General features: G+C 74.8%; 26 protein-coding genes and 1 pseudogene. 10 read left to right on the top strand and 17 right to left on the bottom strand.

Annotated elements, in window-relative coordinates; translation table 11 throughout:
- Positions 1-3 precede the first annotated feature (3 nt).
- Positions 4-1224 (top strand): alpha-hydroxy acid oxidase, encoded by a 1221-nt coding sequence (locus I4I82_RS08795; RefSeq protein WP_218594657.1) that lies wholly within the window; start codon positions 4-6, stop codon positions 1222-1224.
- A gap of 43 nt (positions 1225-1267) precedes the next feature.
- The gene (locus I4I82_RS08800; protein WP_218594656.1) at positions 1268-1564 is read left to right on the top strand and encodes an antitoxin; all 297 of its coding nucleotides are present in this window, start codon (positions 1268-1270) and stop codon (positions 1562-1564) included.
- A gap of 78 nt (positions 1565-1642) precedes the next feature.
- On the opposite strand, the gene I4I82_RS08805 is transcribed toward I4I82_RS08800, so the two are convergent.
- Positions 1643-2020, bottom strand: a complete 378-nt coding sequence (locus I4I82_RS08805; protein WP_226369952.1) for an HAD-IA family hydrolase — start codon at positions 2018-2020, stop codon at positions 1643-1645.
- An 88-nt stretch (positions 2021-2108) separates the two neighbouring features.
- On the opposite strand from I4I82_RS08805, the gene I4I82_RS08810 reads away from it, so the two are divergent.
- Positions 2109-2609, top strand: coding sequence for an Rv3235 family protein (locus I4I82_RS08810; protein ID WP_226369953.1), 501 nt, complete (start codon positions 2109-2111; stop codon positions 2607-2609).
- A gap of 150 nt (positions 2610-2759) precedes the next feature.
- Here the strand turns inward: I4I82_RS08810 and I4I82_RS08815 are convergent.
- The 10 genes and pseudogenes from I4I82_RS08815 to ahcY all read right to left on the bottom strand — a co-directional run.
- A pseudogene (locus tag I4I82_RS08815) lies at positions 2760-3047 on the bottom strand (MarR family winged helix-turn-helix transcriptional regulator); the annotation flags it as partial.
- Between the two features lie 78 nt (positions 3048-3125).
- Positions 3126-6095, bottom strand: coding sequence for a preprotein translocase subunit SecA (secA, locus tag I4I82_RS08820; protein WP_218595622.1), 2970 nt, complete (start codon positions 6093-6095; stop codon positions 3126-3128).
- A gap of 163 nt (positions 6096-6258) precedes the next feature.
- Entirely contained in the window at positions 6259-6933 is a 675-nt protein-coding gene (gene hpf, locus I4I82_RS08825; protein WP_218592365.1) for a ribosome hibernation-promoting factor, HPF/YfiA family, read from the bottom strand.
- 250 nt (positions 6934-7183) lie between these two features.
- Positions 7184-7822: a ComF family protein gene (locus I4I82_RS08830; RefSeq protein ID WP_218592366.1), complete on the bottom strand. Its 639-nt coding sequence runs from the start codon at positions 7820-7822 to the stop codon at positions 7184-7186.
- Between the two features lie 56 nt (positions 7823-7878).
- The gene (locus I4I82_RS08835; protein ID WP_218592367.1) at positions 7879-9606 is read right to left on the bottom strand and encodes an LpqB family beta-propeller domain-containing protein; all 1728 of its coding nucleotides are present in this window, start codon (positions 9604-9606) and stop codon (positions 7879-7881) included.
- Entirely contained in the window at positions 9603-11357 is a 1755-nt protein-coding gene (mtrB, locus tag I4I82_RS08840; RefSeq protein ID WP_372451484.1) for an MtrAB system histidine kinase MtrB, read from the bottom strand. The genes I4I82_RS08835 and mtrB overlap by 4 nt, the downstream gene beginning before the upstream one ends.
- A gap of 22 nt (positions 11358-11379) precedes the next feature.
- Positions 11380-12057: an MtrAB system response regulator MtrA gene (mtrA, locus tag I4I82_RS08845; RefSeq protein ID WP_218592368.1), complete on the bottom strand. Its 678-nt coding sequence runs from the start codon at positions 12055-12057 to the stop codon at positions 11380-11382.
- A gap of 16 nt (positions 12058-12073) precedes the next feature.
- Positions 12074-12748: a dTMP kinase gene (locus I4I82_RS08850; RefSeq protein ID WP_218592369.1), complete on the bottom strand. Its 675-nt coding sequence runs from the start codon at positions 12746-12748 to the stop codon at positions 12074-12076.
- Positions 12749-13000: 252 nt separating this feature from the next.
- Positions 13001-13456 (bottom strand): NUDIX hydrolase, encoded by a 456-nt coding sequence (locus I4I82_RS08855; RefSeq protein WP_218592370.1) that lies wholly within the window; start codon positions 13454-13456, stop codon positions 13001-13003.
- Between the two features lie 403 nt (positions 13457-13859).
- A complete protein-coding gene (gene ahcY / locus I4I82_RS08860; RefSeq protein WP_218592371.1) occupies positions 13860-15362 on the bottom strand; it encodes an adenosylhomocysteinase in 1503 nt (500 codons plus the stop codon).
- A gap of 304 nt (positions 15363-15666) precedes the next feature.
- Between ahcY and I4I82_RS08865 the strand changes: the two genes are divergently transcribed.
- From I4I82_RS08865 to I4I82_RS08880, 4 genes are read left to right on the top strand one after another with little or no spacing between them, the layout of a single operon-like run.
- On the top strand, positions 15667-16029 hold the full coding sequence (locus I4I82_RS08865) for a hypothetical protein (RefSeq protein WP_218595623.1): 363 nt from the start codon (positions 15667-15669) through the stop codon (positions 16027-16029).
- Entirely contained in the window at positions 16026-16574 is a 549-nt protein-coding gene (locus tag I4I82_RS08870; protein ID WP_218594900.1) for a class F sortase, read from the top strand. The genes I4I82_RS08865 and I4I82_RS08870 overlap by 4 nt, the downstream gene beginning before the upstream one ends.
- On the top strand, positions 16571-17083 hold the full coding sequence (locus I4I82_RS08875; RefSeq protein ID WP_218594899.1) for an RNA polymerase sigma factor: 513 nt from the start codon (positions 16571-16573) through the stop codon (positions 17081-17083). The genes I4I82_RS08870 and I4I82_RS08875 overlap by 4 nt, the downstream gene beginning before the upstream one ends.
- Positions 17084-17096: 13 nt before the next feature.
- Entirely contained in the window at positions 17097-17516 is a 420-nt protein-coding gene (locus I4I82_RS08880; RefSeq protein ID WP_218595624.1) for a hypothetical protein, read from the top strand.
- Positions 17517-17530: 14 nt separating this feature from the next.
- Here the strand turns inward: I4I82_RS08880 and I4I82_RS08885 are convergent, their stop codons facing one another.
- Entirely contained in the window at positions 17531-18820 is a 1290-nt protein-coding gene (locus tag I4I82_RS08885; protein ID WP_218594608.1) for a glutamate mutase L, read from the bottom strand.
- A 119-nt stretch (positions 18821-18939) separates the two neighbouring features.
- On the opposite strand from I4I82_RS08885, the gene I4I82_RS08890 reads away from it, so the two are divergent.
- Both I4I82_RS08890 and I4I82_RS08895 read left to right on the top strand, forming a co-directional pair.
- The gene (locus tag I4I82_RS08890) at positions 18940-20568 is read left to right on the top strand and encodes a long-chain fatty acid--CoA ligase (RefSeq protein ID WP_308112773.1); all 1629 of its coding nucleotides are present in this window, start codon (positions 18940-18942) and stop codon (positions 20566-20568) included.
- A gap of 151 nt (positions 20569-20719) precedes the next feature.
- A complete protein-coding gene (locus I4I82_RS08895; protein WP_218595625.1) occupies positions 20720-21361 on the top strand; it encodes a chemotaxis protein CheB in 642 nt (213 codons plus the stop codon).
- On the opposite strand, the gene I4I82_RS08900 is transcribed toward I4I82_RS08895, so the two are convergent.
- From I4I82_RS08900 to I4I82_RS08910, 3 genes are all read right to left on the bottom strand, one after another.
- Complete coding sequence (locus I4I82_RS08900; protein WP_218591547.1) at positions 21343-22035, bottom strand: iron-sulfur cluster assembly protein; 693 nt, start codon at positions 22033-22035, stop codon at positions 21343-21345. The two genes, I4I82_RS08895 and I4I82_RS08900, sit on opposite strands and share 19 nt — an antisense overlap.
- The gene (locus I4I82_RS08905; RefSeq protein WP_218591546.1) at positions 22032-23051 is read right to left on the bottom strand and encodes an amidohydrolase family protein; all 1020 of its coding nucleotides are present in this window, start codon (positions 23049-23051) and stop codon (positions 22032-22034) included. Before I4I82_RS08905 ends, I4I82_RS08900 begins: the two co-directional genes overlap by 4 nt.
- Positions 23052-23174: 123 nt before the next feature.
- Positions 23175-23894 carry a FadR/GntR family transcriptional regulator gene (locus I4I82_RS08910; RefSeq protein WP_218591545.1) on the bottom strand — a complete coding sequence of 240 codons (720 nt, stop codon included), beginning with the start codon at positions 23892-23894 and terminating at the stop codon, positions 23175-23177.
- An 88-nt stretch (positions 23895-23982) separates the two neighbouring features.
- Between I4I82_RS08910 and I4I82_RS08915 the strand changes: the two genes are divergently transcribed.
- Positions 23983-24534 carry a nucleoside/nucleotide kinase family protein gene (locus I4I82_RS08915; protein ID WP_218591544.1) on the top strand — a complete coding sequence of 184 codons (552 nt, stop codon included), beginning with the start codon at positions 23983-23985 and terminating at the stop codon, positions 24532-24534.
- Positions 24535-24538: 4 nt separating this feature from the next.
- Here the strand turns inward: I4I82_RS08915 and I4I82_RS08920 are convergent, their stop codons facing one another.
- Both I4I82_RS08920 and I4I82_RS08925 read right to left on the bottom strand, forming a co-directional pair.
- Positions 24539-25252: an SRPBCC family protein gene (locus I4I82_RS08920; RefSeq protein ID WP_218591543.1), complete on the bottom strand. Its 714-nt coding sequence runs from the start codon at positions 25250-25252 to the stop codon at positions 24539-24541.
- Positions 25249-25578 (bottom strand): ArsR/SmtB family transcription factor, encoded by a 330-nt coding sequence (locus tag I4I82_RS08925; RefSeq protein WP_218591542.1) that lies wholly within the window; start codon positions 25576-25578, stop codon positions 25249-25251. Before I4I82_RS08925 ends, I4I82_RS08920 begins: the two co-directional genes overlap by 4 nt.
- Positions 25579-25615: the final 37 nt, after the last annotated feature.

The raw sequence follows: 25615 nt of genomic DNA on the forward strand, positions 1-25615 counted from the left end.
GGCATGGTCCAGCGCCGCCTGCCCCGCCCCTCCGAACTGGCCCCGCTCCTGCGGCCCGCGCCGTTCATCCGCGACGCCACCGAGCGGCGCCTGAGCCGCGCGGCGAGCATCGCCGACCTGCGCGCCATCGCCCGGCGGCGGACCCCGCGCGCGGTCTTCGACTACACCGACGGCGCCGCCGACGGCGAGCTGTCGCTCAACCGGGCGCGCGACGCGTTCGACCGCGTGGAGTTCAGCCCCACCGTCCTGCGCGACGTCTCCGAGGTCGACACCGGCCGCGACGTCCTCGGGCAGCGCTCCACGCTGCCGTTCGCCTTCGGGCCCACCGGCTTCACGCGGATGATGAACCACGAGGGCGAGCGGGCCGTGGCGGCGGTGGCGCAGGAGGTCGGCATCCCGTACACGCTGTCGACGATGGGCACGACCACGATCGAGGACGTCGCCGCCGCGGCGCCCGGCGCGCGCAAGTGGTTCCAGCTCTACCTGTGGCGCGACCGCTCGGTCGCCAAGGACCTCGTCCAGCGCGCCGCCGAGGCCGGCTACGACACGCTGATGCTCACCGTCGACACCCCCGTCGGCGGAGCCCGGCTGCGCGACGTCCACAACGGCCTGACGATCCCGCCCGCGCTGTCGCTCAGGACGTTCGTCGACGGGGCGCTGCACCCGAACTGGTGGGGCAACCTGCTCACGACCGAGCCGCTCACGTTCGCGAGCCTGGAGTCCACCGACGGCACCGTCGCCGACCTCATCAACCGCGTCTTCGACCCCGCGCTCACCATGGACGACGTCGACTGGCTGCGCGGCACCTGGCCCGGCACGCTCGTCATCAAGGGCATCCAGAACGTCGACGACGCCCGCCGCGTGGTCGACGCCGGGGCCGACGCGGTCCTGCTGTCCAACCACGGCGGCCGCCAGCTCGACCGCGCGCCCGTGCCGCTGGAGCTGGTGCCGCCCGTCGTCGACGCGGTGGGCGACCGCGCCGAGGTGTGGGTCGACACCGGCGTCATGCACGGCGCCGACATCGTCGCCGCGATCGCGTTCGGCGCGCGCACCGCGCTGATCGGGCGCGCCTACCTGTACGGCCTGATGGCCGGCGGGCAGCAGGGCGTGCGCAAGGCGGTGGAGATCCTCGCGGGCGAGATCGTGCGGACGATGCAGCTCCTGGGCGTCAACAGCGTCGACGAGCTGAGGCCGTCACACGTCCGGCTTCGCTCGAACGGGTGAACGCCGGCGTGCATCCGCCGGCGATCAGGGCCAAGGTGCGGGTATGAGTTTCCTGGACAAGGCCAAGGACCTGCTCAACCAGCACGACGACAAGGTGGACCAGGCGCTCGACAAGGGGGGCGAGGCCGCCAAGGGCCGTTTCGCCGGGCACGAGGGCCACATCGACAGCATCGTCGACCAGGCGCAGCAGCGCACCGGCGCCGGCGACACCACCCAGCAGGCGCCGCCCGCGCCCGCGCAGGGCGTGCCCGCCGACGAGCAGCAGCTCGAGACGCCCGCCCCCGGGCAGAACCAGCCGGGCGAGCCCGAGCCGGGAGCGGTGCCGCCCCACCAGCAGTGACCGGACGGCCGATCCGGCCGACCGCATCCGGGCCCGTGGCCCCGGTGGCGCACCGCGCCGCCGGGCCGCGGGCCCTCCTCATGCCTCCGGCAGGCCCAGCAGCACCTCGACCTCGTCGACGGTCGTCGCGGCGTCGACGTGGTGCACGACCACCGCCCCCGCCGCCCGGGCGCCGCGCACGTTCGCGGCGAGGTCGTCGACGACCACGCACTCCCCGGCGCCGACCCCGAGCCGACCGGCGGTCCGCCGGAAGACCTCCGGGTCGGGCTTGCGCACGCCGAGCGCGGGCCCGAGGACGAGCAGGTCGAACAGCGCGGCCACGTCGTCGGGCACGACGTGGGCGTCGGAGACCAGCGCGGTGGGGTGGCCGGCGACGCGGGCGCGGCGGACGAGGTCGAGCACCTCGGGGCCGTCGGTCAGCACGCCGCCGTAGTCCATGACCAGCGCTCGCAGCACCGGGGTGACCCTACCGGCGCCGTACGGTACGGCCCCGAACCGATCGGAACGGCCCCGCCGCCGCGGCACCGCGGCGCACGCTGCCGCCGTGACCCGCACCCTCGCGCTTCCCGCCCCTGACCCGGCCCCGGCCCCGGTTCGTGCCCCGGCCCCGGCCCCGCGCACCGGTCCCCACCTGCGCCTCGTGCGCTACGAGCCCGCTCCGGGCGAGGATCCCCCGGTACCGCCCGCCGCACCCCGCCCGAGCGCTCCGGCCCCCGACGCCGTCGACGACCCGCCCGGCGCCCGCGAGGCGATCACCCGGCTGCTGCGCCTGGGCTGCGAGGTGCTCGACGGGCGCCGCCCCACCGCGCAGCTCGCCGCACACTCCGAGGAGGAGGTGGTGCGGTACTGGCGGGTGGTCGCGGCCCGGCGCCCCGCCGCGCGGCGCTCACCGGCCCGCTTCCGCCGGGTCCGGCTCTGCCACCCGCGGCCCGACGCCGCCGAGGTGGCCGTGGCCGTCGAGCTCGACGGCGGGGTGCGCGCCCTGGCCGCGCGCTTCGACCTGCGCGACGGCCGCTGGCGCTGGACCGTCGTCCGGATCGGCTGAGGCGTCCCGCCCGTACGCGATCTCCTCGGCCGCCGCGACCACGGCGACCAGGTAGTCCCGCACGGCTCCCGACGGCGGCGGGACGCGCGCGCCCAGCTCCCGCGCCGCGGCGTCGACGGCCGCGGCGTACCGGGCCAGCCCGGCGTCGGTGGCGCGGACCTGCACGACCCGCCGGTCGGTCGTGTCGCGCACGCGCCGCACGAGCCCGCCGCGCTCCAGGGCGTCGACGGCGGGGGTCAGCGTGGCCGGGGCGATCCCGAGCGCGGCGGCGAGGTCGCGGTGCGACGCGGGACGGCCGCGGGCCAGCACGCCGAGCACCCCCAGCGAGGTGGGGGTGAGGCCGTGGGCGGCCACCGCCCGGCGGAGCAGGCGGTCGACCGCCTGCCCGGCACGGGGCAGCAGCAGCCCGGCGGCGAGGGCGTCGGGGACGGGATGCACGCCCGCACGCTAGGGCGGTGTGCCGGGGCGGCGGGGCGGTTCCGGGGAACCGGGCCCGCCGCTCAGGAACTCACGTGCTCAGGGGCGCGCCGCGGTGGCCGACCCGTGGCACTGCTTGTACTTGCGGCCCGACCCGCACGGGCACGGCCGGTTGCGCGACGGCTCGCTCTCGGTGCGGGCGGCCCCGCGCGCGGCACGGCCCCCGGTGCCCCGGCCCCCGGTGGTGGCGGTGCCGCCGTCCTCGGTGGGCCCGCTGTAGCGCAGGTCCGCGGAGCGGGCGCCCTGGTAGGCGGTGGGCAGCACGCTCGTGGTGGCCGCGTCGTCGCCCGGGGCGGACACCGCGGGCTCCGGGCGGCGGCGCCGTCCGGACGGGCGGGAGGCCGAGGCGGCGGGTGCCGCCTCCGCGGCAGCCGGCGCGGAGGGTGCGGCCGGGGCGGGCGGAGCGGCGGCGGGCGCAGGTGCCGCAGCCTCCGCCGCGGCCGGTGCCTGGGTCGCGGCCGGGTCGACGGGTGCCACCGGCGGCGCCGGGGCCTGCACCTTCACGTTGAACAGGTGCCCGACCGTCTCCTCCTTGATGCCCTCGAGCATCGCGGAGAACATGTCGAAGCCCTCGCGCTGGTACTCGATGACCGGGTCGCGCTGGGCCATCGCGCGCAGGCCGATGCCCTCCTTGAGGTAGTCCATCTCGTAGAGGTGCTCGCGCCACTTGCGGTCGATGACCTGCATGAGGACCTGGCGCTCGAGCTCGCGCATGCCGCCCTGCGCGCCGATGATCGCGTCGATCTCGGCCTCGCGGCGGGCGTAGGCGGCGCGGGCGTCCTCCAGCACCGCCGTGAGCAGGCGGTCCTTCGTGAGGTCGCCCGGGTCGTCGAGGTCGCCCTCGTCGTCGGAGTCGGCGAGGTCCTGCCAGCGGAAGCCGATGGGGTAGATCGTGCCCAGCGCGGTCCAGAGCTTGTCGAGGTCCCAGTCCTCGGAGTAGCCCTGGCCGGTCTCGCCGTCGACGTAGGCCGTGACCACGTCGATGAGCATGTGCTCGATCTGCTCCTGGATGTTCTCGCCCGCGAGCACGCGCCGGCGCTCGGAGTAGATGACGGTGCGCTGCTGGTTGAGCACCTCGTCGTACTTGAGGACGTTCTTGCGGATCTCGAAGTTCTGCTGCTCGACCTGCGTCTGGGCGCTGCGGATGGCCTTGGTGACCATCCCGGCCTCGATCGGCACGTCGTCGGGCAGGTTGAACCGGTTCATGATCGACTCGACCATGTGGCCGTTGAAGCGGCGCATGAGGTCGTCGCCCAGCGAGAGGTAGAACCGCGACTCGCCCGCGTCACCCTGACGCCCGGAGCGCCCGCGCAGCTGGTTGTCGATGCGGCGCGACTCGTGGCGCTCGGTGCCGAGCACGTAGAGCCCGCCCGCGGCCTTGACCTCCTCGGCCTCCGCCGCGACCTGGGCCTTCATCGCCGCGACCGTCTCGTCCCAGGCCGCCTCGTACTCCTCGCGCTTCTCCACGGGGTCGAGCCCGCGACGGCGCAGCTCCAGGTCGGCGAGGAACTCGGGGTTGCCGCCCAGCACGATGTCGGTGCCCCGACCGGCCATGTTCGTGGCGACGGTGACCGCGCCCGCGTGCCCGGCCTGCGCGACGATCGCGGCCTCGCGCTCGTGCTGCTTCGCGTTGAGGACCTCGTGCGGCACCTGCCGCTCCACCAGCAGCTTCGACAGGTACTCGGACTTCTCGACGCTCGTGGTGCCCACCAGCACCGGCTGCCCGGCGGCGTGCTTCTCGGCGATGTCGTCGGCGACCGCCTCGAACTTCGCCTCCTCGGTCTTGTAGATGAGGTCGGGCTGGTCCTTGCGGATCATGTCCTTGTTGGTGGGGATCGGGACGACGCCCAGCTTGTAGATCTGGTTGAGCTCGGCGGCCTCGGTCTGGGCCGTACCGGTCATGCCCGACAGGCGCTCGTAGAGGCGGAAGTAGTTCTGCAGGGTGATGGTGGCCAGCGTCTGGTTCTCCGCCTTGACCTCCACGCCCTCCTTCGCCTCGATCGCCTGGTGCATGCCCTCGTTGTAGCGGCGCCCGGACAGCACGCGGCCGGTGAACTCGTCGACGATGAGGACCTGCCCGTCGCGGACGATGTAGTCCTTGTCCTTCTTGAACAGCTCCTTCACCTTGATGGCGTTGTTCAGGTAGCCGACGAGCGGGGTGTTGGCGGCCTCGTAGAGGTTGTCGATGCCGAGCTGGTCCTCGACGAGGGCGACGCCCTCCTCGGTGACGCCGACGGTGCGCTTGCGCTCGTCGACCTCGTAGTGGACGTCGCGCTCCAGCATCGGGGCCATGCGCGCGAACTCCTGGTACCAGCGGGCGCTCTGCTCGGCCGGGCCGGAGATGATCAGCGGCGTGCGGGCCTCGTCGATGAGGATCGAGTCGGCCTCGTCGACGACGGCGAAGTTGTGGCCGCGCTGCACCATGTCGGCCTTGTTCCAGGCCATGTTGTCGCGCAGGTAGTCGAAGCCGAACTCGTTGTTCGTGCCGTAGGTGATGTCGGCCTGGTACTGGCCGCGGCGGATCAGCGGCGGCATCTCCGAGAGGATCACGCCGACCGACAGCCCGAGGAAGCGGTGGATGCGACCCATGCTCTCGGCGTCGCGCTTGGCCAGGTAGTCGTTGACGGTGACCAGGTGCACGCCCTCGCCGGCGATGGCGTTGAGGTAGGCGGGCAGCGTCGAGGTCAGGGTCTTGCCCTCACCGGTCTTCATCTCCGCGATGTTGCCCAGGTGCAGCGCCGCACCGCCCATGAGCTGGACGGTGAAGGGGCGCTGGCCGATCGTGCGGCGGGCGGCCTCGCGGACGACCGAGAAGGCCTCGGGCAGCATCTCGTCGAGGGTCTCGCCGTCGGCGAAGCGGGAGCGGAACTCGTCGGTCTTCGCGCGCAGCTCGGCGTCGGTCAGGCCCTCGACATCGGCCTCGAGGGTGTCGATGTGCGCGGCGATCCGGCCCAGCCGCTTGACCAGCTTCGTCTCTCCGGCGCGCAGCAGGCGGTCCAAAAGCGGCACAGCTCGACCTCATTCACGTGGCGGTCAGGTCGCAGCGCGCGCCCGGGGGCGCAGCACTGCCCGATCCAGGGTAGCGAAGCACCCGGACCCACCCGCACAACGCCGAGGGGGCGACCCGCGTTCCTCGGGGAACGCCGGCCGCCCCTCGGGGTCGGTGGACGGGCTACCTGCCGAGCCGGATGACGCCGTAGTCGTAGCCCTTGCGCCGGTAGACGACGCTGGGCTGTCCGCTCTCGGAGTCGGAGAAGAGGTAGAAGTCGTGCCCGACGAGCTCCATGTGGGAGAGCGCGTCGTCGACCGACATCGGGTCGGCCGTGTGCACCTTCCGGCGGACGACGCGGCCGGGGGCCGGGTCGTCGTCGATGGCCTCGGGCGGGAGGTGGTCGGGAAGGGCGTCGTCGACGGCGTCGCGCGGGAACGGGATGTCCACGTCGGTGTCGGTGGAGGCGAGGTCGAGGGGCGGTGCCTCCTCGAGCAGGGCGGTGCCCCGGCCGTTGGACGCCGCGCGGCCCACGAGCACCTGGGTGCGCCGTCCGGTGACGCGGCGGCGGTCGTGCGAGCGGCGCAGGCGCGCCTCGAGCTTGGCAACGGCGGCGTCGAGCGCGGCGTAGAAGTCCTGGGCACAGGCTTCGGCGCGGGCGACCGGGCCGCAGCCCCGGCCGGTGAGCTCGACACGTTGACAGGTCTTGAGCTGGCGGCGGTTGGGCTCGTGGAAGAGCTCGACCTCCAGCCCGACGATCTTGTGGTCGTAGCGTTCCAGGCGAGCGACCTTCTCGGCGACGTGCACCCGGAAGTGCTCGGGCACCTCGACGTTCCGGCCGGTGACAACGATCTCCACGCAGACTTCCCTCGCTTTCGGCGTCGGGTTGGCGGTGCAGATGCGCCAGGACTGGAGTCCCGGCTCTGGATCGGTGCGTTCCTCCTCGAGTGCCCCGGTGGACGGGGCGGGGTCGGATGAGAAGGGACCGTAGCCCGGATCACAGGACGGCAACAGGCCCGTGCGGTGAGTGACCCCGCGCCGTGTGGTTGCGCTCGGTGACATTCCCCGCACACCTCTGGGCGGGTAGGATTCCACCCGCTGTTCATGATCAACATGCGCCCGTCGCGTCGCACAGGACGAGCGCCCCGTCGACGCGTACGCCCGCCGCCGCGAGCGCCCCGACGGCGGCCCGCAGCGTCGCGCCGCTGGTCACGACGTCGTCGACGAGGAGCACGTCCGTCCCCGGCCGCAGGCGCAGCGGCGCGCGCAGGTGCACCCGCCCGCGCAGGTTGGCCGTGCGCTGCGCCGCGTCGAGCCCCACCGAGTCGGCCGCCCCGCGCGCCAGCCCGAGCACGGGCACGACCCGCACCCCGGCCCGCCCGGCCGCCGCAGCGCGCGCGAGCCGCACCACGTGGTCGCCCCCGCGGGCCCGGGCCGCGGCCGCCCGCGACGGCGCCGGCACCAGGTCGGCCGGCGCCCCGCTCAGCCCGGCCGTCAGCAGCACGGCGAGCGGGGCGGAGAGGTCGCGCCGGCCGCGCTCCTTGTAGCGCAGCAGCGCGGTGCGCAGCGGGCCCGCGTACCGCCCGGCCGCCAGCGTCGGCGGCAGCCCCGGCAGGTCGACGCGGTGCGGCCCGGCGAGCCCGGCCGCGCACGCCGGGCACCACGGCGACTCCGGCGCGGAGCAGGCCGCGCAGCCGGCGGGCAGCACGAGGTCGGTCAGCGCCGCGGCGAGCAGGCGGGGTCCCATCCGCCCAGGGTGCCCGGCGGCGCCGACAGCGGGCGGGGGTTGTCCACAGGCGACTGCTAGCCCGGGTAGAACGGCACCGCGTCCGGCGCCCCGCCCAGCACCTGGCGCCAGGCGTCCTGGTCGCCGCCCGCGAAGCTCCACACCCCGCTCTGGTCGGTCACCAGGAACGGGCGGCTCGGGGCGGCGGCGACCGCTCCGAGCGGCGCCGTCAGGTTGTTGACCAGCAGTCCCTGCACCGCCAGGCCGTCCACCGACACCTGCGCGACGAGCCGGTCGGCCCGCCGCGTGATCGCGACGACCGACTCCGCCGAGCGCCAGTCGGCGCTCACGACCTCGCCGAGGTCGGCCGGGCGCAGTCGCCGGATGTTGCGGACGGCCGCCTCGCCGTCGAGGCTGCGCGTCACCGCCGCCGTGTAGAGCCCGCCCGCCACCACCGCGACCACGCGCATCCCGTCGCGCGAGAGCCGCAGGTCCTGGATCGGGCCGAACGCGGCGAGCTCGTCGGCGTTGACCTGCCCGGTCCGCAGCGTCCCCGCCCCGTCGACGAGCACGCGCGCCACCGTCGTCTCGTCCATGACGGTCCAGACCTCGCTGCCCGTCGGCGTCCACGACGGCCGGGTCATGTCGACGGCCGACAGCCCGACCTCGGCCACCGCGCCGTCGGCGCCGCCGACCAGCAGCAGGCGCCGCCCGGCCGACCGCGCGACCGCGGCGACCCGCTGCCCGTCGACCGACGTCCCCGCCGACTCGACGTCGTAGGCCCCGTCGCCCAGCTGCCCCGGCTGCTCGGTCCCCGCCGACCCGGCGCCGAGCCCGCGCAGCCGCCCGCCCGCGACGACGAGCGCGGGCACGTCGGCGGCGGGCTGGACGTCGCCGTTGAGGTCGGCCACGTCCTCCCGCGTGAGCTCGGGCTTGCCGCTGATCAGCGGGATCCCGTCGACGAGCAGCCGCACGCGCGCGACGTTGACCTCGCCGAGGGACAGCACGACCTGCGCGGCGAGCAGGCGGCGGCCGGGCTCGTCGAGGTCGCCGACCCGCGTGAGGTCGACCATGAGCGCGCCGGTCTCGGTGAGCGCCACGTTCGACCGCAGCCGCGCGCCCGCGTCGAGCTGGGAGCCGACCGCGCCCTGCAGCGCCCCCGACGGCCCCGCCAGCAGCAGCTCCATCGCCCGCGAGGCCTGCGCACGGGACGGGAACGCGGGCAGATAGCGCAGGTCGGGGACGACGACGCGGCGGGTGGTGTCGACGAACCAGGTGCGGACGTCCCGGTAGCTCGTGCGGAACTCGTCGAGCGGCAGGACGACGCCGTCGGGAAGCTCGGAGATGCGCCACTGGCCCTCGCGGCGCACGACCGTGACGTCGATCTGCACCGGCGCCTGCTCCGGCTCGAACGACCCCGACGCCGTCACGCGCCCCACCGAGCTGCCGCGGATCCGGATGCGCGTGACGTCCGACGCCGGGTCGGGGGCGCCCGGCGAGGGCACGGTGTCGAACTGGGAGTCCAGGACGGTGAAGCCGGCGCCGGCGTCCCAGTCCTGCGCCTCGGGGGCAAGGAACAGGCGGGCGGCGCCGTGGTCGTCGGCGCTGCTGCCGGAGGCCTCCACGAAGCCGCGGACCAGCCCGCCCGCGTCCGTGCCGTCGACGGGGCCGGGCGGGAGCACCGCGGTCTCGCCGTCGGTGACGCCGCGCAGGATCTGCACCGGCGAGCTGCCGGGCACGCTCGCGCAGCCGGCCACGCCGCTGAGCGCGAGCAGCACGGCCAGCGCGACCGACGCCCGCCTCACCGCTGCTCCCCCGCGAGACCGGCCGCGGGGCGGGCGCCGTCCTCGCGGTCGTCGTCGGGGTCCTCCACGTCGTCGCCGGGCAACCACCGCACGGCCGGCTCGACCTGTGCCATCCCGCGCGCGGGCGTGGGCACCGACGTCATCGGTGCCGGCGGGGTGCTCTCGTCGGGGCCGAGCGGGAGCGGGCTGTCGACGAGCACGCCGCCGGCGACGCGCGGGAGCGTCAACCGGAACGCCGCGCCACGGCCGACCTCGCCCCACGCCTGCAGCCAGCCACCGTGCAGCCGGGCGTCCTCGACGCTGATCGACAGCCCCAGGCCGCTGCCGCCGCTGCGCCGCGCGCGGCTCTCCTCGGCGCGCCAGAAGCGGTTGAACACCAGCCCGGCCTCGCCCGGGCGCAGGCCGACGCCCTGGTCGCGGACCAGCACGGCCACCGCGCGGTCGTCGGCGGCCAGCTGCACCCGCACCGGCCGCCCCTCGCCGTGGTCGACGGCGTTGGCGACGAGGTTGCGCACGATCCGCTCGACGCGCCGGTTGTCGATCTCGGCGAGGATCCCCTCGGGGAGGTCGAGGTCGAGTTCGGTGCCCGTCTCGTCGGCGATGCCGCGGACGGCCTCGACCGCGCGCAGCACGACCGACCGGACGTCGACCCCCTCGGCCACCAGCTCGGCGACGCCCGCGTCGAGCCGGCTGATCTCCAGGAGGTCGGCGAGCAGCGCCTCGAACCGGTCGAGCTCGGTGACCAGCAGCTCCGAGCTGCGCCGCAGCGCCGGGAGCAGCTCCTCGCGGGAGGCGTAGAGGACGTCGGCGGCCATGCGGACCGTCGTGAGCGGGGTGCGCAGCTCGTGGCTGACGTCGGAGGTGAACCGGCGCTGCAGCGCCCCGAACTCCTCGAGCTGCTGGATCTGGCTCTGGATGCTCTGCGCCATCTCGTTGTACGACTCGCCCAGCCGCGCGACCTCGTCGTCGCCCTGCACGCGCATGCGCTCGTCGAGGTGGCCGTCGGCGAAGCGCTCGGCGATCTCGGCGGCCTCGCGGACCGGCCGCACGACCAGCCGCGTGACGATGCTGACGATGCCCGCGAGCAGCAGGAGCAGCAGCAGCCCGGCGACGATGAGCGTGCTCTGGACCAGCCCGAGGGTGCGCTGCTCGGAGTCGAGCGGGAACAGCATGTAGAACTCGAGCCCGCGCGGGCCCGCGGTGCGCACCGGCTGCCCGACGATGAGCGTCGGTACCGCCACGCCGTTCTGCGTGATCGTCGCGTACTGCCGGGCCAGTGTGCTCTCCTCGCCGACGTCGCGGCGCAGCTCGGCCGGGACGTCGTCGACGGGCCCGGCGGAGATCTCCTCGCCGCCGTCGCGGCGCCCGGTCGTCAGCACGGCCCGGAACTCACCGGCCGCGGTGGCCTCGCCGTCGGAGTCGGCGCTGGTCAGCTGCGCGAGCGCGTTGTTGAGCTCGCCCTCGGCGCCCTCGCGGTCGGGGTCGACGCCGGACAGGTCGCGCTCCAGCAGCGACACGCCCGCCTCGAAGCGCAGCAGCGTGTCGGCCTCCTTGCCCTGCACGAGGCGCTGCGCGATCTGCGTCTGCAGCACCAGGCCGAGCACGAGCACGACGGCCGTCGACAGGGCGAGGGTGCTGACCACCACGCGCAGCTGCAGCGAGCGCCGCCAGACCGCACCCGACGCCTCGGCGACCTCGCCGCCGAACTGGCGCGCCTGGGCCAGGCCGCGGCGCAGGCGGCCCGGGCTCACTGCGCCGAGGCGCGGCGCCCGCTCACGGCGGGCCCGCCTTGTACCCGACGCCGCGGACGGTCAGCACGACCTCCGGGTGCTCCGGGTCGCGCTCGACCTTCGACCGCAGCCGCTGGACGTGCACGTTGACCAGGCGCGTGTCGGCGGCGTGCCGGTAGCCCCACACCTGCTCGAGCAGCACCTCGCGGGTGAACACCTGGCGCGGCTTGCGGGCCAGCGCCACCAGCAGGTCGAACTCCAGCGGGGTGAGCGCGATCTGCTCACCCCCGCGCACGACCTGGTGGGCGGGGACGTCGATGGTGACGTCGCCGATCGCGAGCTGCTCGGCCGGCTCGTTCTCGGTGCGCCGCACGCGCGCCCGGATCCGCGCGACGAGCTCCTTGGGCTTGAACGGCTTCACGACGTAGTCGTCGGCGCCGGACTCCAGGCCCAGGACGATGTCGACGGTGTCGCTCTTGGCCGTCAGCATGACGATCGGCACGCCCGACTCCGAACGGATGGCTCGGCAGACGTCGATGCCGTTCATGCCGGGGAGCATGAGGTCGAGCAGGACGACGTCGGGCCGCAGCTCGCGCACGGCGGGCAGCGCCCGCGTGCCGTCGGCGACGACGGCGGTGTCGAAGCCCTCGCCCCGCAGCACGATGGTGAGCATCTCGGCCAGGGCCGGGTCGTCGTCGACCACCAGCACGCGCGACTTCATGCGGATCAGCATCCCACTACCCGTGCGCGGGCCTCGCAGAGCCCGGCTCCTCGCCGAGCAGACGGGCCGCGAGGGCGTCGGCGTCGACGCCCGCCACACCGTCCAGCACCGTCCACGGCGCCACCCACGACGCGGCCGCGAGCCCGGCGTAGACCGCACCGGTGCGCTCCTGGAGGCGGTCGTCGGACTCGTAGGCGTCGCGCTCGCGGCCGGCCTCGGTGCGCTCGCGGTGCGCGGCCCGGTCGGCGGCCACGGCGCGCGGCACCGCCAGCAGCAGGTGGTGGTCGGGCACCGGGATCGCGAACCGCCCGAACTCCAGCTCCCGCACCCACTCCACGAACTCCCCCGCCGCGTCCTGGTGCAGCCGCGCCGCCCCGTAGGCCGCGGCCGAGGCGGCGTAGCGGTCGACGAGGACGACGTCGTGGTCCGCCAGGTCGGCCCGCAGCAGCGGCCCCGCCGCCCGGCGGTCGAGCGCGAACAGCAGCGTCATGCCGTGGACGGAGCCGGAGAGGTCGCCGAGGCGGCCGTAGAGGGCGTCGCGCACCAGCTCGGCGTGCACGTCGTCGTCATAGCGGGGGAAGGCCGTGCGGGCCACCCGCGCGCCGCGGGCGGAGAGGGCGGCGGTGAGCCGGTCGGTCAGCGTGCGCTTGCCCGCGCCGTCGAGGCCCTCGACGACGACCAGTGCTCCCACGGCGCCGATCCTGCCCCACGGCCCGTCGCGCCGACCACGGCCCTCGCCGCGCACCCCGCACCGACACCCGGGCGCACCGGCGCCGGTCGGTGATCACCGGAACCGCACCGCCACGGCCCCGCCGACGACCCGCACGTCACACTCCCGGCGATCACCGCGGCCGCCCGCCGAACTGCGCACCCGATGGTCTCTCGCGCACGTCCGGCCGTACGCAGGACGCCGGAACGTGCGCTGGTCGGGCACGCCCGACCCTCAGGCCGCCATCCTCCGCACCACGTCCCAGGTCGCCGCGAAGCCGGGGTGCAGGGGCAGGCCGCCCAGGCCCTCGGCCGGCACCCACCGCACCTCCAGCGTCTCGGCCGTCAGCCCCGTGAGCAGCAGGGGTCCGTCGGTGCGGGCGACGACGGTGGTGTAGGTCCAGCCGCCGTGGTCGTCGAGGAACTCCCCCAGCGTCGTGACGGCCGCCGCGTCGAGCCCGGCCTCCTCCGACGCCTCCCGCAGGGCGGCGTCCTGCGCGCTCTCGCCGCGGTTGCGGGCGCCGCCGAGGATGCCCCAGGTGCCGCCGTGGTGGCTCCAGTGGGCGCGGTGCTGCAGCAGGACCTGGTCGTCGTGGCGCAGCAGCAGGCCGGCGGCGCCGTAGAGGCCCCAGTGGCGGTGGCCCTGGTCGCAGTGGGTCCAGCCGTCACCGTCACCCCGAGGGAAGAGCACCCCGCCAGCCTAGGCCGACGCGGGACCCGCTGAGGGAACGCGTCGATCGCCACCTCACCCTGGACGACGGTCGGCGGGTTCGGGATCCACCCCGCGAGGTCGTCGCCGACGAGCTTCCGTCCCGCCCGCGTCGACTCCTCGGATCCGGTCCTCCGCCACCCGGCCGTCGACGAACCGCAGCACATGACCGGTGATGTCGAAGCTCTTGCCGGTCGGCTCCCTGCCCCAGCGCCGGTCCGGTCATCGTGCCGGTGGTGATCGGGACGGCCAGGTCGAGATCGCCCCCGCCCCACACCTCCGCGAGCAGGCGTCGCACCGGCCATCCGCGGGCCGCCGGACGCGGACACGCCGACGGCCGGCGGTGCGGGTGCACCACCGGCCGCGGCGGGGAGGACGGGGAGGATCAGTAGCGGTAGTGCTCGGGCTTGAACGGGCCCTCCACGTCGACGCCGATGTACTCGGCCTGGTCCTTCGACAGCTTCGTCAGCTCGCCGCCCAGCGCCAGGACGTGGATCTTCGCGACCTTCTCGTCCAGGTGCTTGGGCAGGCGGTAGACGTCCTTGTTGTACTCCTCGAACTTCGTGAACAGCTCCACCTGGGCGATGACCTGGTTGGCGAAGCTGTTGCTCATCACGAACGACGGGTGACCGGTGGCGTTGCCCAGGTTCATCAGGCGACCCTCGGACAGCAGGATGATCGAGTGCCCGTCCGGGAACACCCACTCGTCGACCTGCGGCTTGATGTTGATCCTGATGATGCCGGGGATCCGGCCCAGGCCGGCCACGTCGATCTCGTTGTCGAAGTGACCCACGTTGGCCACGATCGCCTGGTGCTTCATCCGCTTCATGGCATCGGTGGTGATGATGTCCTTGTTGCCGGTGGTCGTGACGATGATGTCGGCCTTCTCGATGGTCGACTCCAGGGTCGCGACCTGGAAGCCCTGCAGCAGTGCCTGCAGCGCGCAGATCGGGTCGACCTCGGACACGATCACGCGCGCGCCCTGGCCGGCCAGCGCGGCCGCCGAGCCCTTGCCCACGTCGCCGAAGCCGCAGACCAGCGCGACCTTGCCGCCGATGAGGACGTCGGTGGCGCGGTTGAGGCCGTCGACCAGCGAGTGGCGGATGCCGTAGACGTTGTCGAACTTGCTCTTGGTGACCGAGTCGTTGACGTTGATCGCCGGGAACAGCAGCGCACCCTGCTCCGCCAGCTGGTAGAGCCGGTGGACGCCGGTGGTGGTCTCCTCGGTGACGCCGCGGATGTCCGAGGCGACCTTGGTCCAGCGCTGCGGGTCGGCGGTCAGCGAGCGGCGCAGTGTGTCGAGGATGATCCGGTACTCGTCGGAGACGGTCAGGTCCTCGTCCTCGACGGTCGGGACGACGCCGGTCTTCTCGTACTCGACGCCCTTGTGGATCAGCAGGGTCGCGTCGCCGCCGTCGTCGAGGATCATGTTCGGGCCGACGATCTCGCCGTGGCCGTCACGGAACAGGAACAGCTGCTCGGTGCACCACCAGTACTCCTCCAGCGTCTCGCCCTTCCAGGCGAACACCGGGACGCCCTTGGGCTCCTCGGGGGTACCGGAACCGACGACGATCGCCGCCGCCGCGTGGTCCTGCGTGGAGAAGATGTTGCACGACACCCAGCGGACCTCGGCGCCCAACGACACCAGGGTCTCGATGAGCACCGCGGTCTGGATGGTCATGTGCAGCGAGCCCACGATGCGCGCGCCGTGCAGCGGACGGGCCTCGGCGTACTCGCGGCGCAGCTCCATCAGGCCGGGCATCTCGTGCTCGGCCAGGCGGATCTCCTTACGGCCGAACTCGTGGAGCGCGAGGTCGGCGACGGCGAAGTCGATGCCGTTGAGGTGCTGGAGCTTGCCGGTGGGGTCGGCGGTGGTGTCGACGGACATGACGGTGTGACGCCTCCTGAAGGACTTCGGATGACGGCGGCTCGCGGACAGCGGTGCGGGCAGCCTCTGTGGTCAGAGGCGCCCTTCTCACCATGGCCCGTACAACCCCGAGCGTGGCGGACCGAGTGGTCCGTCGCAGCGCCTCTCGGGGAACGGCTACGCCAGTGCCCCATCAGCCTGGCCGCGGGCGGTCGGCGCTGTCAACCCGGGGTGAGCAAGGCGACGGCTGCAACGCCGCGGCCGCGCCACCGCGTCACAGGAGGGACGGCGCCCGACCCCGGCGCCCCGGCCCCTGGAGCTCCCCGTGCCCCCCTCGCCCCGCCGCGTCCTCGCCCCGTCCGTCCTCGGGATCGCCCTCCTCCTCGCGTGGCCCGCGGCGGCCTCGGCGCAGACGCCGCCCCCGTCGCCGCCGCCGGTGACGGTCGCACCCGTCCCCGCGACGCCCGGCCCCACCGCGGCGCCCACCGCCGTCCCCGCGGTCCCGGCGGCGGCCCCGGCCGAGGGCGGGCAGGTCGCGGTCGTGCCGCGCGGGGGCGCCGAGACCGGTGGCGGCGCCCTGGCCGCCGACGACCCCGCCCCGGCGCTGCTGGGCGGCGCACTGCTCGTCGGGCTGGTGGGCGCCGCCGGTGCGGTGGGGGTGGCGCGGACCCGTCGCGGGCGCGGATGACGCGCGCCGCGGCGCTGCTGTGCCTGGCCCTCGCGCTGCTGGCCGGGTGCGCCGCCGGACCCGTCGCCGCGCCGGAGGTCCCGGCGCCGGCCGCCGCACGACCGGTGGCGCTCGACGTCCCGGTCCTGGGCGTGCACACCCCGCTGCTCTCCCTGGGCCTGCAGCCGGACGGGACGGTCGAGGTGCCGCCGCTCGACGACGTCGGCACGGCGGGGTGGTACCGCCACTCCCCCGTGCCCGGCGGGGTCGGTCCGGCGGTGCTGCTCGGGCACGTCGACTCCGCCCGCGACGGGCCCGGCGTCTTCGCCGGGCTCACGCGGCTGCGTCCCGGCGACGCCGTGTCGGTCGTCCTCGACGACGGGACGACCGCGGCGTTCCGCGTCGACCGGGTGGAGTCCTTCGCCAAGGACGCCTTCCCGACGCAGCAGGTGTACGGCGACCTCGACCACCCCGGCCTGCGGCTCATCACCTGCGGCGGCACCTTCGACGAGGAGCGGCGCAGCTACCGCGACAATGTCGTCGTGTTCGCCTCGGGAGCGCCGTGACCGCCCCGGACCGGGCCGCCTTCGAGGCGTTCGTGCTGGCCCACGGCCCGGAGCTCGTCGCCTTCGCGCGGCGGCTCACCCTCGACCACCACCGCGCCGAGGACGTCGTGCAGGACGTCCTCGCGCGGATGGCGCCGACCTGGCCGCCCGACGCCCGCGACCCGCTGGCCTACGTGCACACCGCGGTGCTGCGGCAGTTCCTGTCCTGGCGGCGCCGGTTCTCCTCGCGGGAGCGCCCGGGCCCCGACGTCGGTGCCGACCTGCCCGCGCACGGCGGCTTCGCCGACGACGTCGTCGAGCGCCGGCGCGTGCACCGCGCGCTCGCCGCGCTGCCGCCCGCCCAGCGCGCGGTGCTCGTCCTGCGCTACCACCACGACCGGGCCGACGCCGACATCGCCGCCCTCATGGGCTGCCGCGAGTCGACCGTGCGCTCGCACGCCCGGCGCGGGATCGCCGCGCTGCGGGCCGCGGGCCTGCTCGACCCGACCAGCGAGGAGACGCTGCGATGACCGGAGAGCCGCGATGACCGACGACGACGCCGTGCGCGACCTGTTGCGCGACCCCGGCCCGGAGCGGCCCGTCTCCGGCACCGCGCTGCTCGCCGGGGTGCGGGTGCGCGAGGAGCGGCTGCGCCGTCGCCGCCGCACCACCACGGTCGTGGCCGCGGCGCTGGCGGCCGCCGCAGTGGCCGGCGGCAGCGGACTGCTGGCCGCGCGGGACGCGCCCCCGCTGCTGGTGCCGGCCGGGCGGCCGACGTCCACGATCGCACCGGAGCCCCCGCCCGCACCCGAGGCGCCGGCGGAGACCGTCACCCCGGTCCCGGCCCCCACCCTCACCCCGGTCCCGGCGACCGCGGTGCCGCGGGCCGTGCCGGCGGAGCCCCCGCCCCGGTCGCCGACCGTCGCGCCCGTCCCGGCGTCACCCGCCGCGCCGTCGCCCTGACGAGCGGTGGGCCGTCAGCCCAGCAGGTGGTCGCGCAGCAGCGCCTCGGCGGCGTCGGTGCGGCCGTGGGTGGCGAGCAGACCGGCCGGGGCGACGGTGAAGTCGGCGTCGACCACGACCTCCACGTCGCCCAGCGCGGCGGCCAGCACGGGGTCGGCGCACAGCGTGGCGATCACCGAGCCCAGCCCGTTGCCCGAGGCCCGCTGGCGGAACACCCCGCCGGTGAGCACGACCAGACCCAGCCCGTCGGCCGCGTCGGCCCGGGTGCGCAGGTGCCGGCGCACGGCGACGACGGACGCGAGAGCCGCGATCCGCCGGTCCTCCGCGGCGCTGCCCGCGTCGCTGGGCACGAAGGCGACCTCGCTGGCCATCCGCGCGACGGTGGGCGCGAGCAGGTCGGCCTCCACCGGGTCGACGACGCCCTCGGCCTGCCCCTCGACGAGCACGCTCGCGGCGGCCGCGCGGACCCCGAGGTCGCCCTCGACGGTGCGCACCGCGCCCGTCCCGTCGACGGAGTGCACGTCGGTGGTGGCGCACCCGACGTCGACGAGCAGCACCTTGCTCCCCCGGATCCGCGCGAGCTCGGCCGCACCGCGGCCCACCGCGTCGGGCGTGACGACCCGGACGAGCCGCCGGAAGCGGGGCGCGACGGTGGCGCCGCGGCCGCCGATGGCGTGGCGCTGGTAGAGCTCCGCGAGCGCGGCCCGCGCGGGCTCCGGCACCACCTCGCCGAGCCTCGGCAGGACGTTCTCGCTGGTCACGACGGCGCGTCCGGTGGCCAGCAGCGTGGCGAGCGCCTCCGCGCGGCCCTCGGAGTTGCCGGCCAGCAGGATCGGCGGGCGGATCCGGGCGCGGGCGAGGCGGCCCGCGTTGTGCAGCAGCGGGGCGGGGTCGTCGCCGTCGGAACCGCCGAGCAGCAGCACGACGCCGGGACGGGCGTCGCGCAGCGCGCGGACGTCGGCGGGCTCGAGCGGGCCGGCGTGGACGTGGACGACGTGCGCCCCCGCCGAGCACGCGACGCGGTGCCCCGCCTCGGTGGAGGACAGCATGTCCGAGCCGACGACGGCCAGGCGCAGCCCGCCGCCCGCCGAGGAACAGGCGAGCAGCTCCGGCTCGGCCGCCGACCCGCCCGCCGCCGAGACCGCGCGGACGGTGGCGTCCATGCCCGCGAGGACGTCGCCGGTGGTGGTCGGGTGCTCGGCGAAACCGGCCAGGCCGCCGTCGGCGCGGACGAGCACCGCCTTGGTCCACGTGGAACCGACGTCGAGGCACACCGCGGCGGTGTCGGGCTGGACGGGCGTCACGACGACCGAGCCTAACGGGCCGGGGGCCGGGTCGGCGCGTGGTCAACGCACCGGGCGTCCGGGTACGTTCCGCGGAGACCTGGTCCCATCTCGCCGCGGGAGTCCCCATGCTCGGCCTCATGCAGGATCGCCCCCTCACCCTGCCGCACGTGTTCCACCGCGCCGAGCAGTACTTCGCGCGCAAGACCGTCGTCACCGCGCAGACCGACGGCGAGACCTCGATGACGATCGGCGAGTGGGCCGGGCGCGTCCGCCGTCTCGCCACCGTGCTCGACACCCTCGGCGTGTCGGCCGACGGGCGCGTCGGCACGTTCTGCTGGAACACCGGCCGCCACCTCGAGCTGTACCTGGCCGCGCCGTGCACCGGGCGGGTGCTGCACACCCTCAACATCCGGCTGTTCCCCGAGCAGCTGGTCTACATCGTCGACCACGCCGAGGACGAGGTCGTCTTCGTCGACCGCTCGCTGATCCCGGTGATCGCGCCCCTGGCCGACAAGATGGGCACCGTCCGGCGGTTCGTCGTGATCGACGACGGCGCCGACGCCGCGATCCCCGAGGGCTGGCTCGACTACGAGGAGCTCCTCGCCGCGGCCGAGCCGTTCGGCGGCACGTTCGTCGTCGAGGACGAGAACACCGCCGCGGCCATGTGCTACACCTCCGGCACCACGGGCAACCCGAAGGGCGTGGTCTACAGCCACCGCTCGGCGGTGCTGCACTCACTGATCACGCTGACGGCCGACGCGTTCGCGCTGTCCGAGCGCGACGTCGTGCTGCCGGTCGTCCCGATGTTCCACGCCAACTCCTGGGGCCTGCCCTACGGCTGCCTGCTCGCCGGGTCCGACCTCGTCATGCCCGGGCCGAACATGACCCCGCAGGCCATCGCGTCGCTGCTGGCCCGCCACCGCGTCACCGTCACCGGCGGCGTCCCCACCATCTGGATGGGGATGCTCCCGATGGTCGGCGACCACGACCTGTCGCACCTGCGCATGATCGTCTGCGGCGGGTCGGCCGTGCCGCGGTCGCTCTCGGAGTCCTACCGCACGACCGTCGGCATCCCGCTGACGCAGGCGTGGGGCATGACGGAGACCAGCCCGATCGCCACCATGTCGACGCCACGCAGCCACCACGACGCCCTCACCGAGGACGAGCGCGCCGACATCCGCGCCCGGCAGGGGCAGCCGGTGCCCTTCGTCGACATGCGGCTCGTCGACCCCGACTCGGGCGAGGTCCAGCCCTGGGACGACGCGGCCACCGGCGAGATCCAGGCCGCCGGCCCGTGGATCGCGAAGGAGTACTACCGCGGCGAGGGCGGCGGCGCGCAGTACACCGAGGACGGCTGGCTGCGCACCGGCGACGTCGGCACCGGCGACCGCTACGGCTTCGTCCGCCTCGTCGACCGCACCAAGGACCTCATCAAGTCCGGCGGCGAGTGGATCGGCTCGGTCGAGCTCGAGAACGAGATCATGGCGCACCCGAAGGTCGCGGAGGCCGCGGTGATCGCCATCCCCAGCGAGAAGTGGGTGGAGCGCCCGCTGGCCTGCGTCGTCGTGAAGCCGGGCGAGACCCTCACCCCCGAGGAGGTCATCGAGTTCCTCACCCCGCGGGTGGCGAAGTGGTGGCTGCCCGACGCCGTCGAGTTCATCGACGAGGTGCCCAAGACGAGCGTCGGCAAGTTCTCGAAGAAGACGCTGCGCGAGAAGTTCGGTGGCTACCAGGTGGCCGGCCCGGCCAGCCACGAGCCGGCCTGAGCGGGCCCGCCACCCGAGGAGACCGCCCAGCGCGGACCCGCTCGTCCACCGTCCCCTGCTCGACGGCGGACCTTGCAGCACCGCTCCGGCCTACAGTGAGCGGCCGCGGCAGCCCGCGACGCACGCAGGAGCGCGGAAGGAGGACGACGCCATGACCCGGGAGTTCCCCGACCCGCACCTCCCCGTCCGCCTGCCCGTCCTCGCGCTCGTCACCTCGGCGGGCGGGCTCGCCGCGCTCACCGCCGTACTGGCCGGGCTGCCCGCCGACCTCCCCGCCGCGGTGCTCGTCGTGCAGCACCAGGACCCGGAGCGCCGCCAGCCCGACGCCCTGGCCGAGCTCCTCGACGGGCGCACCGCGCTCGCCGTGCGGGTCGCCCGCGACGGCGACCGCCTGGAACCCGGTGTCGTGCTGGTGGCCCCGCCCGCCACCCACATGCTCGTGACCTCGACGTCGGAGATCGGGCTGATCGAGTCCGGCGCGCTGCCCCCGGCCCGGCCGTCGGCCGACCTGCTGCTCGCCACCCTCGCCGTGACGTGCGGCCCGTGCTCGCTGGCCGTCGTCCTCACCGGCAAGGGCCACGACGCGCAGGCCGGCATCCGGGCGATGCACCGCTGCGGCGCGGCGGTGCTGGCGCAGGACGAGGCGACGGCCGAGCACTTCGGCATGCCCGGCTCGGCCATCGCCACCGGCCTGGTGCAGGCCGTCCACCCGCTGGACGGGCTGGCTGCGGCGATCGTCGAGCACCTCGACCGCACCGTGGCGCCCGCCGCCGGCTACGGCACCGCCGGGTAGCGCTTCGCCAGCAGGCCCGTGCAGTAGGCGGCGTTCGCCTCGATGCCCACGCGCTGCAGCCGGGCCCGGCGCAGGTGCAGCGGCACCTGCTCCGCGGTGACGCCGGTGCCGTCGGCGTGCACCAGCAGCGGAGCGCCGTCGCCGTGCGGCAGGCCCAGCACGGCGCGGCGGTGCCGCATCCGGGCCAGCTCGGCCGACGGCGCGACCCCGCCCAGCACGGTCGCCGCGAGCTCCTCGGGCCCCGCGCCCGCGTCGACGAGCACCCGGGCCACGCGGTCCTGCCCGGCGAGCGCCGCCTTGCGGAAGAACACCCGGCGCAGTTCGTCGAGCTCGGACGTCGCCTCGCCCTGGTAGGAGCCCGCGAACGCGTCGACGAACCCCGCCTGCGCCGCCACGCCGCCGTTGATCTCGGCGGAGGCGTGGTGGTCGGCCAGGGTGACGTCGGCGCGGGTCACGCCGCGCACCGCGGACACGGCGTCGTAGGCGTCGGCGACCATGAGGAACGAGAAGTTCGGCGCGCAGAAGAACGTGGGCAGCCGCAGCACGACCGCGGCCACCCCGTCCCCGGACACGGTGCACGACTCGACGAAGCCGAGCCCGGTGACGGGCTCGTCCAGCTCCGGGTCGAGCACCGTGTCCAGTGCGCGCCACACCGCGGCGCGCAGGTCGCTCACGCCATGGCCCCCGCGGCCGGCTCGAGCGCCAGCTCCGCCGGCACCGGGATGTCGTAGAGGCGCGCGGCGTTGAGGCCGAGGATCTTCTTCTTCGTGGCGGTGGTGAGCTTCGCGTAGTCGGTGAACGCCTCGTCGTCGGGCATCTGCCAGTCGACCAGGCCCTCGACCTGCCACTTCGGCGTCCAGATGTTGTAGTCGCCGCCGAAGAGCATCTTGTCCTCGCCGACCCAGAACAGCAGCTCGCCCATGACCTTCGCGAAGAACTTCGGCCGGGAGTGCATGAGCCCGCCGGTGACGACCGAGAGCCCGGCGTAGACGTTGGGCTCCTGCACGGCCATGAAGCAGAAGTCCTCGATGCGCGGCAGGCCCACGTGCTCGACGATGAAGTTGAGCTCCGGGAAGTCGGTCGCGGCGTGGTCGACGTCGGACACGTCGAAGCCGTCCTTGTCCAGCGGCCAGATGGTCGGGCCCTTGTGGACGTGGATGTTCCTGATGCCCAGCTCCTGCGTCCGCTCCAGGAAGCGGTAGCACTCCGGGTCGGAGAGCTTGTAGCCGCGGGACTCGCCGTTCCACTCCGCGGTGTAGAGCTTCACGCCCTTGAAGCCGTAGCGCTCGTGGTCCTCGGCGAACTCGGTCCAGCTCGCCTCGCCGTCGCGGGCGTCCCAGCGGCCGTTGACGATCCACCGGTCGCCGTACTTCTCCAGCAGCGCCGCGTTCTGGGCGACGGTGTTGAAGCCGTCCTTGTACCACTCGCGCAGGTAGGTCGACTGGAAGACGGTGTAGTCGACGTGGCCCTCGACGAAGACGTCGCGCTCGAAGTCCTCCGGGGTCGGCTGCAGGAAGCGCTCGTAGTCCCAGTGCGTCTCGGGCGGGCCGAGCTGGTGGTAGCCGTAGAAGCAGTCGATCCAGCCCTTGGCGTACTGCTCGGCGCCGGGCACCCAGTTCTCCCGCCCGGCGTTCCAGAAGTGGCTGTGGGAATCGACGACGAAGTACTTCTCGCCGTTCTTCTCGTACATCGGGTCTCCTCGCGTCGGTGGTGGTGCCCGACACACATGACAGGCGCTCCTCAGACGTCTGACAACCCGTCTTATTCTCACTATGTGTGATAAAGCAGCACGACATCAGATGTCTGATGACGCCTACGTCGTGCGGAACAGCTCGATGATCAGGTCGAAGTTCTCGATCGTCGCCTTCGCCGCGGCCTCCGGGTCGCGCGCCGCGATGGCGTCGAGGAGGGCTGTGTGCTCGTCGGCGGTGTCCGGCAGCGGTTCCTGGTCCACGAGCGCGGCGAGGGCGTGCGCGAGCGGCTCGCGGAACTGGTCGAACAGCGCCAGGAGCAGGGAGTTCCCGGTGATCGCGACGACGCAGCGGTGGAACTCGGTGTCGGCGTCGACGAACGCGGCCGTGTCGCCGCCGACCGAGCGCTGCCGGCGGTCGAGCGCCTGCTCGAGCGCGCGCACGTCGTCGGGGCCCGCGTTCTCCGCCGCGAGCCGGGCCGCCTCGACCTCCAGCGCCCGGCGCACCTGGTAGACCTCCACGATCCGGGCCCGCCGCACGAGCTGGTCGGTGCCGGCGTCCCGGTCGCGCGTCAGGCCGGCGGCGTCGGGACGGGGCGGGTCGTCGGCGGCGAAGGTGCCGGCGCCCTGCCGGACGACGAGCAGCCCGTCGCGGCTGAGCAGCTGGATGGCCTCGCGCAGCGAGGAGCGGCCCACCCCGAGGTCGCGGGCGAGCGCGGCCTCGGACGGCAGCCGCTCCCCCGGGCGCCACCGCCCGTAGGCGAGGTCGTCGCGCAGGGCGTTCTCGACGCGTTGCACCACGCTCTCGTTCCCGAGGCGGCGCTGCGGGAAGTCGCTGGTCATGCGGTTCCTCGGACTCCCGTGGGGGTGGACGGCGGGCCGTCACAGCGTAGGCGGTCGGTCCGCCGGGGCCGGTGTGCGACGGTGGGGCGTGCCGTCCGACCCGCTGCCGAGGCTCGTCGAGCGGGTCCGGGCGACGCCGCCGCGGTGCGGCGCGACTCGGCTGGTGTGCGTCGACGGGCCGTCGGGGTCGGGCAAGACGACGTTCGCCGGACGGCTCGGCGACGCCCTCGACGCGCCCGTGCTGCACCTCGACGACCTCTACCCCGGCTGGGACGGGCTGGCCGCGGTCGTGCCGCTGCTGCACGACGGCGTGGTCGCGCCGCTGTGCGCCGGGGCGCCTGCCGCGTACCGCCGGTGGGACTGGGTGCGCTCCGCGCCCGGCGCGGCCGTCGACGTCGGGCGGCCGCCCGTGCTCGTCGTCGAGGGGGTGGGCAGCGGGGCGCGCACGATCGCCGCGCACGCGGTGCTGCTCGTGTTCCTCGACGCGCCGGTGGAGCAGCGGTACCGGCGCGGGATCACCCGCGACGGCGAGTCCTACCGGCCGCACTGGGAGCGGTGGGCCGCCCAGGAGGACACGCTGTTCGCCGCGGAGGGCACCCGCGCCCGGGCCGACGTCGTGATCGACACCGGCGACCACTGAGAGGTCAGGCGGGCTGCGCCACCGGGAGCCGGGCGACGAGGGCGGCGACGGCGGCGGGCACCTCGGCCTGCGCGCGGTCGCGCTCCTGCACGGTGGCGGCGACGCGGACGTGCCGCACGCGGGCGCCGTGGCCCGTGCCCTCCGGCAGCTCCCACCGCCCGTCGAGCCCGGCGACGAGCGGCGCGACGACCTCGACCGGGTGCACGAGCTGGCGCTCCAGCGCGACCTCCCACCCGCCGGGCGTCCCGGTGACGACGGGCTCCAGCAGGCCCAGCGCGTCGACGTACTCCTCGTGCAGCGCGCGGTGGTCGAGGCCCGGGTCCTCGCCGGGCCGGCCGTCGAGGGAGAGGTCCAGCGCGACCAGGGACGCCTGCCAGCCGGCGGCGAAGCTCGCGGCGCCCGCGCGGTCGTCGAAGGTGTGGGTGAGCAGCAGGACCGAGCCGTCGCCGTCGGGACGCAGCTCGAAGCGCAGGTGGTCGGTCTCCCAGGTGAACGCGATCAGCCGCGGCGGGTCGAGGTCGGTGACGGTGCCGTCGCCGCCGAACCCGAACTCGACCCTCCCGCCGACGCGCATCTCGATCGCCGCGCTGCTGGGGAACCACGTCGCGAGGCGCTCGGGTTCGACGAGCGCGGGCCAGACGCGCTCGGGCGGGTGCGCGAGCCGGCGCTCCAGGCGCAGGACCGAGCGGCCGCCGGAGCTGGTCAGGGTCGGGTTCACGGCGTCTCCTCGTCGGCTTCGTCGAGCGGGCGTGCGGTGTCGAGGTGTCGCTCGAGCAGGTCGAGGCGGTCGGCCCACATCCAGCGGTAGGGGGCCAGCCAGGCGTCGATCTCGGCCAGCGGGGCCGGGTCGAGCTCGTAGAAGCGCCGCTGGGCCTCCGCGCGCACACGGACGAGCCCGGCCTCGCGCAGCACCCGCAGGTGCTTGGACGTGCCGGGCTGGCTCAGCCCGAGGGCCTCGGTCAGCTCGCCGACCGGGCGCGGGCGCTCCCGGAGCAGGTCCAGGATCCGCCGCCGCACCGGCTCGGCGAGCACGTCGAACGTCACCCGTCGAACATACCCTGACGGTCATATACCTGACAAG

Source organism: Pseudonocardia oceani (assembly GCF_019263585.2).
Lineage (GTDB): Bacteria > Actinomycetota > Actinomycetes > Mycobacteriales > Pseudonocardiaceae > Pseudonocardia > Pseudonocardia oceani.